Origin of the sequence: Metaclostridioides mangenotii, assembly GCF_018917235.1 — a bacterium.
Lineage (GTDB): Bacteria > Bacillota > Clostridia > Peptostreptococcales > Peptostreptococcaceae > Metaclostridioides.
In genome coordinates this window covers 102,210-116,106 of the sequence record NZ_JAHLOF010000004.1, presented here as the reverse complement: position 1 = coordinate 116,106, position 13,897 = coordinate 102,210, and the positions used below count along the sequence as shown (strand labels likewise).

12 protein-coding genes are annotated in these 13,897 nt (G+C 30.7%); 4 read left to right on the top strand and 8 right to left on the bottom strand.

What is annotated here, in order from left to right:
- Nucleotides 1-137 precede the first annotated feature (137 nt).
- The 4 genes from selB to KQI18_RS07690 all read right to left on the bottom strand — a co-directional run bounded on the left by selB (nucleotide 138) and on the right by KQI18_RS07690 (nucleotide 5,276).
- A complete protein-coding gene (gene selB / locus KQI18_RS07705) occupies nucleotides 138-2,021 on the bottom strand; it encodes a selenocysteine-specific translation elongation factor (RefSeq protein WP_216467208.1) in 1,884 nt (627 codons plus the stop codon).
- A 9-nt stretch (nucleotides 2,022-2,030) separates the two neighbouring features.
- The gene (selA, locus tag KQI18_RS07700; protein ID WP_216467327.1) at nucleotides 2,031-3,410 is read right to left on the bottom strand and encodes an L-seryl-tRNA(Sec) selenium transferase; all 1,380 of its coding nucleotides are present in this window, start codon (nucleotides 3,408-3,410) and stop codon (nucleotides 2,031-2,033) included.
- Nucleotides 3,411-3,456: 46 nt separating this feature from the next.
- Complete coding sequence (gene selD, locus KQI18_RS07695) at nucleotides 3,457-4,509, bottom strand: selenide, water dikinase SelD (RefSeq protein WP_216467207.1); 1,053 nt, start codon at nucleotides 4,507-4,509, stop codon at nucleotides 3,457-3,459.
- Nucleotides 4,510-4,607: 98 nt separating this feature from the next.
- Nucleotides 4,608-5,276 carry a helix-hairpin-helix domain-containing protein gene (locus KQI18_RS07690; RefSeq protein ID WP_216467206.1) on the bottom strand — a complete coding sequence of 223 codons (669 nt, stop codon included), beginning with the start codon at nucleotides 5,274-5,276 and terminating at the stop codon, nucleotides 4,608-4,610.
- 110 nt (nucleotides 5,277-5,386) lie between these two features.
- On the opposite strand from KQI18_RS07690, the gene KQI18_RS07685 reads away from it, so the two are divergent.
- The gene (locus tag KQI18_RS07685) at nucleotides 5,387-6,745 is read left to right on the top strand and encodes a D-alanyl-D-alanine carboxypeptidase family protein (RefSeq protein WP_236887688.1); all 1,359 of its coding nucleotides are present in this window, start codon (nucleotides 5,387-5,389) and stop codon (nucleotides 6,743-6,745) included.
- A gap of 132 nt (nucleotides 6,746-6,877) precedes the next feature.
- Here KQI18_RS07685 and KQI18_RS07680 read toward each other — a convergent pair whose 3' ends face one another.
- The 3 genes from KQI18_RS07680 to KQI18_RS07670 all read right to left on the bottom strand — a co-directional run bounded on the left by KQI18_RS07680 (nucleotide 6,878) and on the right by KQI18_RS07670 (nucleotide 9,590).
- Nucleotides 6,878-7,204 carry a DUF2325 domain-containing protein gene (locus KQI18_RS07680; RefSeq protein ID WP_216467205.1) on the bottom strand — a complete coding sequence of 109 codons (327 nt, stop codon included), beginning with the start codon at nucleotides 7,202-7,204 and terminating at the stop codon, nucleotides 6,878-6,880.
- Between the two features lie 201 nt (nucleotides 7,205-7,405).
- On the bottom strand, nucleotides 7,406-8,722 hold the full coding sequence (gene argH / locus KQI18_RS07675; protein ID WP_216467204.1) for an argininosuccinate lyase: 1,317 nt from the start codon (nucleotides 8,720-8,722) through the stop codon (nucleotides 7,406-7,408).
- A gap of 22 nt (nucleotides 8,723-8,744) precedes the next feature.
- A complete protein-coding gene (locus tag KQI18_RS07670) occupies nucleotides 8,745-9,590 on the bottom strand; it encodes a Cof-type HAD-IIB family hydrolase (RefSeq protein ID WP_216467203.1) in 846 nt (281 codons plus the stop codon).
- A gap of 227 nt (nucleotides 9,591-9,817) precedes the next feature.
- Here KQI18_RS07670 and KQI18_RS07665 point away from each other — a divergent pair, with 227 nt between their 5' ends.
- The 3 genes from KQI18_RS07665 to KQI18_RS07655 all read left to right on the top strand — a co-directional run bounded on the left by KQI18_RS07665 (nucleotide 9,818) and on the right by KQI18_RS07655 (nucleotide 11,006).
- Nucleotides 9,818-10,411, top strand: a complete 594-nt coding sequence (locus KQI18_RS07665; RefSeq protein WP_216467202.1) for a TetR/AcrR family transcriptional regulator — start codon at nucleotides 9,818-9,820, stop codon at nucleotides 10,409-10,411.
- Between the two features lie 81 nt (nucleotides 10,412-10,492).
- Nucleotides 10,493-10,735: a hypothetical protein gene (locus tag KQI18_RS07660; protein ID WP_216467201.1), complete on the top strand. Its 243-nt coding sequence runs from the start codon at nucleotides 10,493-10,495 to the stop codon at nucleotides 10,733-10,735.
- A gap of 28 nt (nucleotides 10,736-10,763) precedes the next feature.
- Nucleotides 10,764-11,006: a hypothetical protein gene (locus KQI18_RS07655; RefSeq protein WP_216467200.1), complete on the top strand. Its 243-nt coding sequence runs from the start codon at nucleotides 10,764-10,766 to the stop codon at nucleotides 11,004-11,006.
- A gap of 130 nt (nucleotides 11,007-11,136) precedes the next feature.
- Here KQI18_RS07655 and KQI18_RS07650 read toward each other — a convergent pair whose 3' ends face one another.
- A complete protein-coding gene (locus tag KQI18_RS07650) occupies nucleotides 11,137-13,800 on the bottom strand; it encodes a cation-translocating P-type ATPase (RefSeq protein WP_216467199.1) in 2,664 nt (887 codons plus the stop codon).
- Nucleotides 13,801-13,897: the final 97 nt, after the last annotated feature.

Here is a 13,897-nt window from a genome sequence, read left to right as displayed (position 1 = left end):
ATTTAAATATAAACACTCGACATAATATAGTTCTAATATTTTAAATTTTCGTTAAATAAATCTATTCGTTTTTATATACAAATTAAAAGTGCATTCAAATTAATTTGTAATGCACCTTTAGTGTTTATTAAAATTGTTTAAGAGTTAAAAAACACCCTTTTATTATCTATTCTTTTAGTTATTTTGTTTCTATCAAAGTTCTCAAGTATAATCATACAGTTCTTTCTACTTGAGTCAACTAGGTCTCTATACTCACCTAAAGTAATCTCTCCATTTTTTTCTATATAATCTATAAGTATTTTTTTAGCTCTTTCATAAATTTCCTTATCCATAATATACATATCATCTAGTTTTTCAATATCTTCACCTATCATAGATTCTAAAACTTCATTGTAGTTATTATTTTCGCAAACTTCTTCAATAGTTAAAATTGATGACATTCCACAGGCTTTTAATTTTTTCTTGATATTTGTAAAAATAGATTTCTGAGCTTCATTTAATTTAACTTCGAATTCTTTTAATGAAACTATATTTCCAACAACTTTTATGATACCTTCATTGCTAAATCTATCAAGCAGTAAATCCATCTCTCTAGTTTTAAACTTACTCGCTACCTTTGATCTCAATTCTTCCTTTAACATACCTTTTCTAAGTCTGAATTTTTTATGGTAATTATCTAATAAATCGACTGCTTTATCTCTGAGCATATTATACTTATTTATGTGCATATAAATATTGTTTATATTTAGTAATTTACCTTCTTCTATGAGTTTATCTAATGATTTAGTTACATCAGCCTCGTGAGCCCCACTATAACTCATAATTTCTTTTATGGATAAATACTCTTCACTAGATTTAATAAATTCTTCGATAATATCTTTTAAGTCACCTTTTTCTTTAACAATTAAAGCATCAATTACTTTATCATCAAATCTCTTATGTTTTTTAGGAGATGGATCTATTATAACTCCACCACCTATTGTTTCCATAGGAGAATATAATCTAAGTACAAATTTATCTCCTTTTTTAGATACTATACTTTCTTCTAATCTAAGCTGAACAAAAGCACTCTCTCCAGGTTCGATCTTTTCAATATTTAACGGTACTGCTCTACATAAAATTTCTCTAGTACCGTGATAAAGCCTTAATCTATCCCAGTGCTTTATAGATTTTTCTGTATGTTTTACAGCTGACAATTTAACATCTAACATCATGGATTCTTCAAGAGAATTTGGAGATGCTAAAACATTTCCCCTCTCTATATCTTCTACTTTCACATTGGAAATATTTATCGCCGTTCTCTGTCCAGCGTATGCTGTTTTAACATCCTCCCCGTGAACCTGTATACTTCTTATCTTAGTTTTTAGATTTTTAGGGTATATTATTAAGTCATCATCAATATTAATTTTACCTTCAAATAATGTACCTGTTATCACAGTTCCAAATCCCTTTACAGAGAAAACTCTATCTATATTTAATCTAGCCGGAGAATACACATTTTTATCTTCTATATCGTCACTTAACTCATCTATTTTATGAATAAGTTTATCAATACCTCTTCTAGAAATTGAGTCTACTTCAATTATCTCTGAGCCTGCCAAAAATGTATCCTTTATTTTTTCAGAAACATCCTCTTTTACTAAACTAACAAATTCAGGATCAACAGCATCGCATTTAGTAAGTACAACTATACCCTTTTTTACGTTTAGGTATGATAGTATATCAAGATGCTCTACAGTCTGAGGCATTACACCTTCTTCAGCCGAAACCACCAAAAGTACCATATCAAGACCCGAAGCTCCTGCAAGCATATTCTTAATAAACTTCTCATGGCCAGGAACATCGACTATACCAACTCTTTTATTACTAGGTAAGTCAAAATAAGTAAATCCTATGTTTATTGAAATTCCTCTCTTTTTTTCTTCATCAAGAGTATCAGTTTCTCTACCTGTTAGTGCTTTTATAAGAGTAGTTTTACCGTGATCAATGTGTCCTGCTGTTCCTATAATGACATTCTTCATTTTTTCCTCCTATTTAAAAGCCTTTTCTAATTCTTTTGCAACTACATCGAATTCATCATCAAATATAGTTCTAACATCTAATATATATTTATCATCATAAACTCTTGCAATAATATGTGAATTGCTAAGTCTTAGTCTTTTTTCTAGTTCAGAAATACTTATACTCTTTGGACTTATCGCTATTACTCTACTCTTCATAGTTTCTAGAGGCATTGAACCTCCACCAACTTGTGATAGACCATCTTCCATCGAAATATTTGCATCTAAGTTTAAATTATCAATTTTATTGAACAAGTTTTCTGCTCTCTGAGTTAATTCATCATAAGTATAAAGTAGCATTTTAAGCGTTGGAACATTTTCTAAAGCTATATCTTCATCCAAATACATTCTTAGAGTTGCTTCTAGAGAACAAATAGTCAATTTATCAACCCTTAGAGCCCTAGTAAGTTGATTTTTCTTCATCTTCTCTATATACTCTTTTTTTCCAACTATAATACCTGCTTGTGGTCCACCTAACATCTTATCACCACTAAATGTAACTATATCAGCACCATTTTTTAGTGAGTCCATTACTGTTGGTTCATAAGTCATTCCAAATTTAGAGAGATCTATAAAAACTCCGCTTCCAAGATCTTCTATTACTGGGAGTTTATATTTTTTACCTAGATCTGAAAGTACATCTACACCAATGTTTTCTGTAAATCCTAAGACTCTGTAGTTACTAGTATGAACCTTCATAAGTACTTTTGTATTTTCTGTTATAGCGTCTTCATAATCATTTAAATGTGTTTTATTAGTAGAACCTACCTCTATTAAATCAGCTCCACTTAAAGTCATAATACTTGGTATTCTAAAAGATCCTCCGACTTCTACAAGTTCTCCTCTAGAAACTATTGCCTCTCCACCTTTCGCCATTGTACTTAAGACTAATAAAACTGCTGCTGCATTGTTATTAACTACTAGTACATCTTCAGCCCCTGTAAGTCTCTTTATTGTGTCTGTAAGATGTACATACCTAGACCCTCTCTCTCCTTTGTCAAGATTGTACTCAAGATTTGAATACCTTGACGCAGCTGTCCACAATTCATCCTTTATTTTATCACTAAGTAAAGATCTTCCTAGATTTGTATGAAGAACTGTGCCTGTAGCATTTATTACCTTTTTAAGCGATAAAGAGTATTTGTTAATAACATTTTCTAAAGAGATTTCTACAATTTTATCAAAATCAACCTTGTAAGAATCAACTTCTTCATCTTCAAGTTTAACAATCTTCTGTCTATTATACTCAATACTTTCTCTTATCGACTCAAGAATCAACATTCTTGGATAAGACTCTAAAACTTCAACAATTCTTTTATCACTTATTACTTCATCAACCGATGGCAACATTGCAAATAGATTTCTTTTGTCCAAAACTATCCTCTCCCTATAAAGTTTATATTATTTTAATATATTTATCTTCTTCTTTTTTCTCAATAACCTGACCGATTATCTTAGCTTCAATAGATCCGTTATCCTTCATGTCTTCAGCTAACTCTTCTGCTAAATCAGCTCTAACAGATACTAACAGGCCTCCAGCTGTTTGAGGATCGTAAAATACATCCTTGACAGCTTCATTTATATCTCCAACAACTTCAACATCTTTTGATGCGTGATACATATTTTTATACATTCCTTCTGGTATAATTCCCATTTCTGCCATATCCACAGCACCATCTAATATTGGCACTTTTTTTGAATCTATTTCTATAACTACTTCAGATGCTTTAGCCATCTCTAGTGTATGACCAATTAAGCCAAACCCTGTAATATCGGTTACAGAATTCACTTCATAATCTTCAAAACTCATAGCCGCGTATTTGTTTAAATGAATCATAACTCTTATAACTTCATCAAAAATCTCTTGGGATACCATTCCTTCTTTCATAGCAGTATTTAAGATACCAACTCCTACTGGTTTTGTTAGAATTAGTTTATCCCCAGGTTTTGCTCCAGAATTAGCAAGTACTTTATCCGGATGAACTGTACCTGAAACAGAAAGCCCGTACTTAGGTTCTTGATCATCAACTGTATGCCCTCCTACTAAAAGAGCACCACTTTCTTTAACTTTATCAAAACCGCCTTTAAGAATTTCAGCTAGCACGTCCATATCATGACAAGACGGAAAGCAGACTATATTCATAGCTACCAAAGGTTTTCCTCCCATAGCATAAACATCAGAAAGTGAATTCGATGCGGATATTTGTCCAAATATATAAGGATCATCCACCATTGGTGTGAAAAAGTCAAGTGTTTGAATTAAAGCCGTTTCATCATTTAATTTATATACTGCAGCATCATCTGCTGTTTCTAATCCAACTATTAAATTTTCTGTATTCTCATTTTTTGGAAGCTGAGATAACACTGATGCCAGAACTTCTGGACCAATTTTTGCGGCTCAACCTCCCGCTTTTGTCATATCAGTAAGTTTTTTAAATTCTTTTCCCATGATTCTTCCTCCTGTCCCATACTTCTACATATTAATAATAACATACTACAAATCTATAAAAAATACTTATTATTATGTTATGTTAATTATTTTGGCCTTTAATTAACACTTATTAAGTCTTTTATATTATCAAACTTTTTCTCTCCTATACCGTTTACATTTTTTATATCTCCTATTGATTTAAATTTTCCATTATCCTCTCTGTGTTGAATAATTTTGTTTGCTGTTGCCTCCCCAATACCGGGAAGTGTATCTAATTCTTTAACATCTGCTGTATTTATATTAACTTTCGAAGATTTGTTCTGATCCGGTTTGTTAGCATTACTGTTAGATGTATTAGTCTGTCCACTATTACTTACTTGATTTATCTCCTCATCTTCAACTGAGATAACTTCACCTATTCGCGGTACAATGTAATGTTTTTCATCTTCCAACTTTATAGCCATATTAACTCTGTTAAGATCTGCATCTTCGGACGTACCCCCTAACATCTTAATTGCATCAAACAATCTTTTATTAGATTCAATAGTAACTATACCTGGCTTTTGAATAGCACCACTTATATACACTGTAATTTTGTCTAGGTTCACTTCGTTTTTATTACCATCCAATTTTTTTATCCCATTCTTTGATTTATTCTCCCCTGCCTCTTTCTTTATATTACTTTTATTGCTGGTGTCTATTTTACTGTCACTTACAACATATACATTACCAGTACCTATACCTTGTTTTATTAATACGATAAGACTAAAAACTAAAATCAACAAAAAAAATTACCATAATTTTCTTCTTTTTTTTCATATATACCACTCCCTTCTTTTAATTATTGCCATGTTTATGCTATACTAAAATATGAATTTATAACTTGGAGGTTAATATGAAAAGGATATTGTCACTTTTATTAGTCGGCTTTGTTACAATAGCTCCTGCCATAGGTATGACTAATATTTCTTACGCTATCAATAATGAAGAAAATAATACCACTCAGACAACAAATGAAACTGTTAATCCAATTAAAGGGGATACCGAAAACAAGACAACTCAAGAGGTCAGTAATAAAGATTCACTGCCATTGCAAGCAAAATATGCAGTACTTCTTGATTACGAAACAGGAAAAACTTTATATAGTAAAAACGGAAATCAAAAGCTTTACCCTGCTTCTACTACAAAAATGTGGACGGCATATAATGTTTTAAAAAATGTATCTGACCTAAACGAAATAATAAAAATAGAAGACTTGCCAACTATTGAAGGTTCAAGTATGTACCTAAAAGACGGAGAGTCCTTTACTGTAAAACAACTTTTAGATGCTTTACTTGTTCATTCTTCAAACGACTCAGCATTTGTATTGGCTAGATATGTAGGAAAAGGAGACGTAAATAAATTTGTAGAAATGATGAATACGGAAGCTAAGGCAATCGGTGCTGTAGATACTCATTTTACAAATCCACATGGTCTTCCGGATCCAAACCACTATACTACAGCCCATGATATGGCTGTAATGTCAAGAAAAGCAATGAGCAATACTGTATTTAGAGAAATCGTTAAAACAACATATATAAAATATGACGCTACAGAGGCGTATCCATTTGAAAGACATTTTTCTAATACTAATCAACTTTTAACTTCTAGCGGAAAAATGTCCTATAAGGGTAAAGAGGTAAATATAAAATACGATATAGTAGATGGTATAAAAACTGGATTTACAGATGCGGCTGGTAAGTGCTTACTTTCTAGCGCAGTAAAGGATGATAGAAGAGTAATCGCAGCAGTATTTAATTCTACTAATGATGGTATTTATTTAGACTCAAGAGAGCTTTTAGACTACGGATTCGATAATTACTACACAGCTACTGTACTTGACAGAGAAGATTATGTAAAGACTAAAAAAGTCATGTTCACTAAACAGAAGGAGTTAATTTATAAACCTAAATATAGTTATAAACTAACACTTAAAAACGGTGAACAAATGAAAGATTACACAATAAAATCGAACTTAGATGAGATAAATCTTCCTGTTAATAAAGGTGATAAAGTTGGTACTTTAGATGTATACAGCGGTAGTGAAAAAGAGAAATCTATAGACTTAATCGCTCAAAACAATTTAAATAGTATATTTGCATTTATAACAGAAAACGCATTATACTTTAATATATTTAAAGGTGTATTAGGACTTGCAGTAATTTTAATAGTAGTAAAAATTGGATTTAAAATAAAGAAAAAACGTAATAAATAATATAAAACATAAAAAGGTCTACAGAAAACGAAAAATCACCATAAATTCTGTAGACCTTTTATATTTTTATGTATTATTTTTTTAAAAACTATATTCTAAGATGAATCAAGCTAAATATACTAATCCGAACGATTATTCAATATCAATATTGTAAATACAGTTATCACAATTTCCAAGACATTCATTTACCATGTTTAGACATTCTGTAAAAGCAACCTTACTGCTGTTTTTATGTCTTACTATTGGAATATCCTGTTTCTTTGCTTTACTTTCTACAATTCTACACATCTTATGTGAAACTGTTGAGGTCAATATAACTACTGCGTCCGGGTTTCCGATAGATTTACTTAATTTAGACGATGCAGTTGTATAAACTTTTGTTTTAAATCCATTCTTTTTACCTAATTGCATATAGTCTCTTTCCATTCTTTCGTGTCCACCGATTACTAATAAATTCATATTATCTCCTCCATTTATATTAATTATTACTCAATATTGATATTCATTATCATTAGATAATATGATATACCTAAATTACATTTTTGTCAACTCCCTCTAAATTTTTTTACAAAATTAAAGAACCCATATGATCTAAGCTTTTTCACTTATAATCAACAGGTTCTTCTCAATTGGTTTTATTAGTTATTCTTTAAAACTTTATTATCTTAAATTTTTCTTTATACCTTTATTCAAAATACTCTCATAATCTATAAAATCATATATATCTTCGTCAAACGAATCTGAGAATTTTCTAAGTTCATCCAAAGTTAATTCTTCTATAGCTTTATTGTTATCCTCGCAATATATCACAATATTACCAACTATTCCATGAGCGTCTCTAAATGCAACTTTATTTTTAACTAAATAGTCTGCAACTTCTGTAGCATTTAAAAATCCATTTTTTACTGCTATCTTCATATTTTCCTTATTTATTCTTAATGTAGCAATCATTCTCTCCATTATTTGTAGACACATCTCAAGAGTATGAACACTGTCAAAAAATCCTTCTTTATCTTCCTGCATATCTTTGTTATAAGTAAGAGGAAGTCCTTTCATCACAGTTAAGAGACTAAATAAATTCCCATAAACTCTACCTGCTTTACCTCTTATTAGCTCAGCTCCATCAGGATTTTTCTTTTGAGGCATAATACTACTTCCAGTAGAATATAGATCGTCTAATTCAACATACTTAAACTCTTGTGAACTCCAAAGGATTAGTTCTTCACTAAGTCTACTTAAGTGCATCATTATTATAGAAAAATCACTCATTAATTCTAATAAATAGTCTCTGTCACTTACACCATCCATAAAGTTGTCTACAGGTTTTTTAAAACCTAACTTCTCACTTGTAATATTTCTATCTATATCGTGAGTCGTCCCTGCTAGAGCACCACATCCTAATGGTGACTCATCAAGTATATCAAGTGCATTTTTTAGTCTCTTTTCATCTCTATCAAGCATGCTGAAATACGCTAGTAGATGATGTTTAAAAGTTACAACCTGTGCTCTTTGTAGATGAGTATATCCTGGCATAATTACTGAATTGTTTTCAGCTACTTGTTTAACTGTTCCTTTTAAATTTGAAACTAACTTTATAAGACCTATAGTTTTTTCTTTTGCAAACAATCTCATATCCACAGCAACTTGGTCATTTCTACTTCTTCCCGTATGTAGCTTTTTACCAACTTCGCCTATTCTCTCTATTAAATTTATCTCAACAAAACTGTGTATATCTTCATAGTTACCTTCAAGAAGTAACTTTCCATCTTCAATATCACTTAATATACTGCTTAAACCATTAGATATTTGTATTGCTTCCCCCTGAGTTAACAAACCACATTGCTGTTGCATATGTACATGAGCTAAACTTCCTTCTATATCTTTTTTGTATAGTACACAGTCGTATCCAAATGATTTATTGAATTCCTCCATAAGTTTATTTTCTTCTTTTCTAAAACGTCCACCCCATAATTTCACTCTCGTCACCTCATATTAATAGTTATTTTATATTTGTAGCTAAATCTCCAACTTCATCAGTATCCATAAATTTAAAAATCGCATTTGCAAATCCACTTTCTTCATTTGTATCTGTAACATAATCTGCAATTTTTTTAATGTCGTCATTTGAATTTCCCATTGCGACACCAAGACCCGCATATTCTATCATCTCAATATCATTGTAATTATCGCCAAAAGCAATTATTTCACTTCTATCAATATTTAAATGTTTACATAACATCTTTATAGCTTCTCCTTTATCTACTCCTTTGCTCATTATCTCTATATTATTTTCCCATGAGGAAGTAATTTTCAACCCTTTAATAGTTTCAAGCTCTTTTCTAATAATAGGTAGAATAGATGCATCATCTTCTTCAATAATAGTAAACTTCAAAATATCATTATTTTGTATAGATTTCTTTAGATCTTTTTCTATAACTACTTTAGTTTGAGTTTTCATAAATTCATTTATTCTGTAATATACACTATCTATTTTATCTGTATCTTTGCAGAATAAAAGATCTTCATGTTGACATTGATAGTATACACCGTACCTCTCTAATACCGCTGCCGCCTTTAAACATAAATCAGTGTCTATTTTTTTTGAATATATAAGTTTGCCGTCAGATGATTTTATAAGGGATCCATTGCAAGCTATTATAGGTATCTCCATATTTAAATACTCTATATGTTGTCTGGCTGAATCATACATTCTACCTGAGGCCAAAGCTACCTTTACACCATTTTCTATAGCAAAGTCTATAGCTTCCCTATTCTTTTTAGTCAATTCCTGTTCTCTATTTAATAAAGTTCCATCCATATCCGTCACTATTAGTTTGTATTGCATAATTTTATTTCACAACCTTTTACTATATTGTATAAAAAAATTTGTTTACCCTCTTTAAATTATAACATAATTTTCGCTATATCAATTGTAATAACTTTTATTATTTAAATGCCAATAGTTATTTCATTTTTTATATATTCACTTGACAATCAAGTGTAATAAATATACTATATGAATATGCTTTAAGAATATTCATATGAATTATTCATAACTTTAGGAGGTAAATTATGGCAAGGGGATTGAAGGTGTTTACAGCCGAAGACAAAAACAGAATTAAAAGTAATCTAATAGATATTTGTAAAGAGCTTTGGATATCACAAGGATATAAGGAAACAAGTATAAAAGAGCTATCTTCTAGGGTGGGGATTTCTACAGGAGCTTTTTATAATCTATACTCTTCTAAAGAAAGTTTATTTTTCGAGACTCTTTGTGAAGTGCAGATTTCAATAAATCAAAAATTCATGGACGCAATATCGCAGAACTCAACTAAGCAAGGTTTCTTACATGCAGTAAATGAATTATACTTCGAATACAACAATAAGCCTTTTTTATACAATACTAAGACTCCTGATTTTTTATTGCTATATAATAAACTTACACTAGAACAAATTAAAACACTCGAAGCTTACAATGTTGAGCTTTTCCGAAAATCTATACAAAAAGCAGACTTAAAACTTAAGATTGATGAGAATCTAGCCTTCTCAGTATTCTCACTATTATTCTCGACAATAGCTTCTAAAGATGATTTATCGAAATGTGGTGATTACCACGGTGCATTTTTATTTATAATAAATAGAATCGTTGATGATATATTTGAATAGTAAATTTAAATATATACTACTCGTAATCTACTAATTTATTTAAATTTGAGAATTATAAAAAATAAACGGAGGTAAAAATTAATGGTAGAATTAATTTCAAATGTAATAGACTTTATTTTAAGATTTACTCCCATACTTATTACCGTAAATATAGTTTTTGCCATAGTCATGATGTTTTTTAGTTACTACATATCAATCAATAATAAGGAATTTAGCAAAATCAAAAGAATTGGGTCTATTATATGTTTTATAATATCTATATTAAGTGCAGCAAGCGCAATTATAAACTCGATTTTTGCATTTATGTTGTCACATTATAGTTAGATTAATAGTCTTAAAGGAGAAAAAATAAATGAAAAAAATAGTTGAAAACTTAAGCACTACTATTGAATCAGCTTCAAAGTTGGCCAATGTTCAAATTAAAATCCCTAAAATACCTGAACCTAGTAAAAGAGATTATCAGATTAGTACTATTACTAATGGAACCCTTGGTGCTTGTCTATTCGCATATGGTGTAATATCTTCAAGTAAATGGTCTGTTGTACTTGGTACTCTCGCAATTGCATGTTCAATTTTCATAACTAAAAAAAAGTAAATTTTTTTATTACATTAAAATCTTAAAGCCTAGAGATTTAAAGAATAACTTTTAATCTCTAGGCTTATTTTTATATCATTTCTTAATATTATATCTTAAACTTAAACCATATAATTATTTTTAATAATTGTTACTCTATATTCATTGATTCTATAGAAATTTTTCTCTTTCTAAATATAAGCTTTTTCAACTCCATAATTATTGATGCAAATAAAGCTAAACCGAAAGAAATACCGAGCTCTCTAAATCCAAATGTTATAGGAATTGAGAAAATTCCTCTTAATGCTGGTACCAATGTTATTGAGTAAAGTACAAAACATACTGCCATTGCAGCAATTACATATTTATTTGATAAAAATCCTACTCCAAAACATGTCTGTTCATTTGAACGTGCTGGCAATGTCTGAATAATTCTAGAAAGTATTAAAGTTGAGAAAGCCATCGCAACTCCCATCTCAGGTGATACAATCATACCTATTCTTTGAGCTATTATCGTTGCAATACCTATTAATATCCCTCTAAATAATACAATTTGAAGTGTTCCACCAGCAAGTATACCTTCATCTGGATCTCTAGGCTTTTTCTTCATAACATTTTTTTCTGCTTTTTCAAAACCAAGCGCTATAGCTGGAAGAGAATCATTTACTAAGTTTATAAACAGTAACTGAAGTGCTGTAAACGGATTGGACCATCCTGCAAATACTGCAAAAAGTATCGCTATTATCGCTCCTAAGTTACCTGCAAATAGATAAGTTATCGATTTTTTGATGTTGCTGTAAACTGTTCTACCAACTTCAACAGCCTTTACAATACTTGCAAAATTATCATCGACAAGTATCATAGCTGAAGCGTCTTTTGCAACATCAGTACCGCTTCCCATACCTATTCCTATATCAGCTTGTTTCAATGCTGGTGAGTCATTTACACCATCACCAGTCATAGCTGTGATTTTATTTTTCTTTTGCCATGCTTTTACTATTCTTATCTTATTTTCTGGCGAGACTCTAGCATATACGCTAATTCTTTCTAGATCCGTATCTAATTCTGTATCAGTGAGTTCATCTAACTCCTTACCTGTAAGTGCCATGTCACCCTCTTCAACTATTCCTATTTCTTTGGCAATAGCTTTAGCAGTAGTTTTATGGTCCCCTGTAATCATGACCGTTTTAATTCCAGCGCTTTTAGCATTTCTAATAGCGTCTATTACCTCTACTCTTGGCGGGTCTATCATCGATAGGAGACCGACTAATGTCATATCATTCTCATCGTTAACTGTAGGTTCAAATCCAGTGTCTGGTACATCTTTTATTGCAAAAGCTAAAACTCTTAACGCTCTATTTGAAAACTCTTCATTTTTCTTTTTGTATTCAGAAAGTATCTCTTCTGTTAATTCTTCCGTTTCACCATTGTTTAGCACGTATTTGCATCTACTAAATACTATATCTGGAGCTCCTTTTGTAAGAAGTATTGCATCTCCATAGATACTGTTTACTGTAGACATCAATTTTCTGTCAGAATCGAAAGGAATTTCATCAAGTCTAGTGTACTTATTTCTAAGTTTATCGTAATCTAAATCATTTTTATTTGAATAGTTTATAAGAGCAACTTCAGTAGGATCCCCTATTTCTTTTCCTGTATTAGTTATTTGTGAATCATTACAAAGTGCAGATACTAGAGCTAGAAGCTTAGCATGATATGAAGTATTTATTTTTTTATTATCTACTTCAAACTCTTCAACTCCATATAAGTATCCATCAACAACTGTCATTTTATTTTGAGTCAGCGTACCTGTTTTATCAGTACATATTACGCTTGTTGATCCTAAAGTTTCAACTGCGGGAAGTTTTCTAATAATTGCATGGTTTTTAGCCATATTATTAGTTCCAACTGCAAGTACAATTGTAACTATAGAAGATAATGCTTCTGGTATTGCTGCAACAGCAAGCGCAATTGCAAACATAAACGAATCCACAACTATACTAAACATTTCTCCTGATCCACCAGTCAGATATCCTCTTGCTACTTGTATACCAAAAATAAGTAAAGCAAGAATAACTATTCCAATACCTAATTTTTTACTAAATTCATCTATTTTTTTCTGTAAAGGAGTTGCTTTTTTCTCTGCACTCTCTATCATTGATGCAATTTTACCCATTTCTGTATTCATAGCAGTCTTTGTAACTACAAATTTACCTCTTCCGTAAACAACCATAGATCCACTGAAAACCATGTTTATTTGATCTCCTAATGCAACATCTTCCTCAATTTTATTTGAATTCTTCAATACCGCTTCTGACTCTCCTGTAAGCATTCCCTCTTCGATTTTTAAAGTTTGAGACTCTATAATTCTTCCATCTGCTGGAATATAATCCCCTGCTTCTAAAAATACAATATCTCCAACTACTAACTCTCTAGCTGGTACTGTATTTTTTTCTCCATCTCTTATAACTTTAGCATTAGGTGCCGAAAGTACTTTTAGACTATCCAGCGAGCTCTCCGCTTTTTTTGTCTGAACTACACCAAGTATTGAGTTTAAAACTATTACTGCAAATATAATCAACGATTCTATTCTTTCTCCGAGTACCATCTGAACTATACCTGCAATTATTAAAATCACTACTAAAGGATCTTTAAAACTCTCCAAAAATAGTTTGTATGTAGGAACCTTATCAGTTTCCTTTAATTCATTTGGTCCGTATTTTTTCAAAAGCTCAGCTGCCTCTTGTTTACTTAGCCCATCTAACCTAGAGCCCAAAGATTCAATTACTTCTTCATAATCACTTTTGTAAGACATCTCACATTCCTCCTATTATAATAAAGTTATTTTATGTCTCTATAGTAATATATATACTATGATGACCTAATTAATAAATAAAAAACCTTGATAACAA

Coding starts and splice junctions, on each gene's coding strand:
- KQI18_RS07650 (WP_216467199.1), bottom strand. CDS start 13,800: ATGTCTTACAAAAGTGATTATGAAGAAGTAATTGAATCTTTGGGCTCT.
- KQI18_RS07670 (WP_216467203.1), bottom strand. CDS start 9,590: ATGCAATACAAACTAATAGTGACGGATATGGATGGAACTTTATTAAAT.
- KQI18_RS07680 (WP_216467205.1), bottom strand. CDS start 7,204: ATGAATTTATTAGTAATCGGTGGACACGAAAGAATGGAAAGAGACTAT.
- KQI18_RS07665 (WP_216467202.1), top strand. CDS start 9,818: ATGGCAAGGGGATTGAAGGTGTTTACAGCCGAAGACAAAAACAGAATT.
- selB (WP_216467208.1), bottom strand. CDS start 2,021: ATGAAGAATGTCATTATAGGAACAGCAGGACACATTGATCACGGTAAA.
- KQI18_RS07655 (WP_216467200.1), top strand. CDS start 10,764: ATGAAAAAAATAGTTGAAAACTTAAGCACTACTATTGAATCAGCTTCA.
- KQI18_RS07685 (WP_236887688.1), top strand. CDS start 5,387: ATGAAAAGGATATTGTCACTTTTATTAGTCGGCTTTGTTACAATAGCT.
- selA (WP_216467327.1), bottom strand. CDS start 3,410: ATGTTGCCATCGGTTGATGAAGTAATAAGTGATAAAAGAATTGTTGAA.
- KQI18_RS07660 (WP_216467201.1), top strand. CDS start 10,493: ATGGTAGAATTAATTTCAAATGTAATAGACTTTATTTTAAGATTTACT.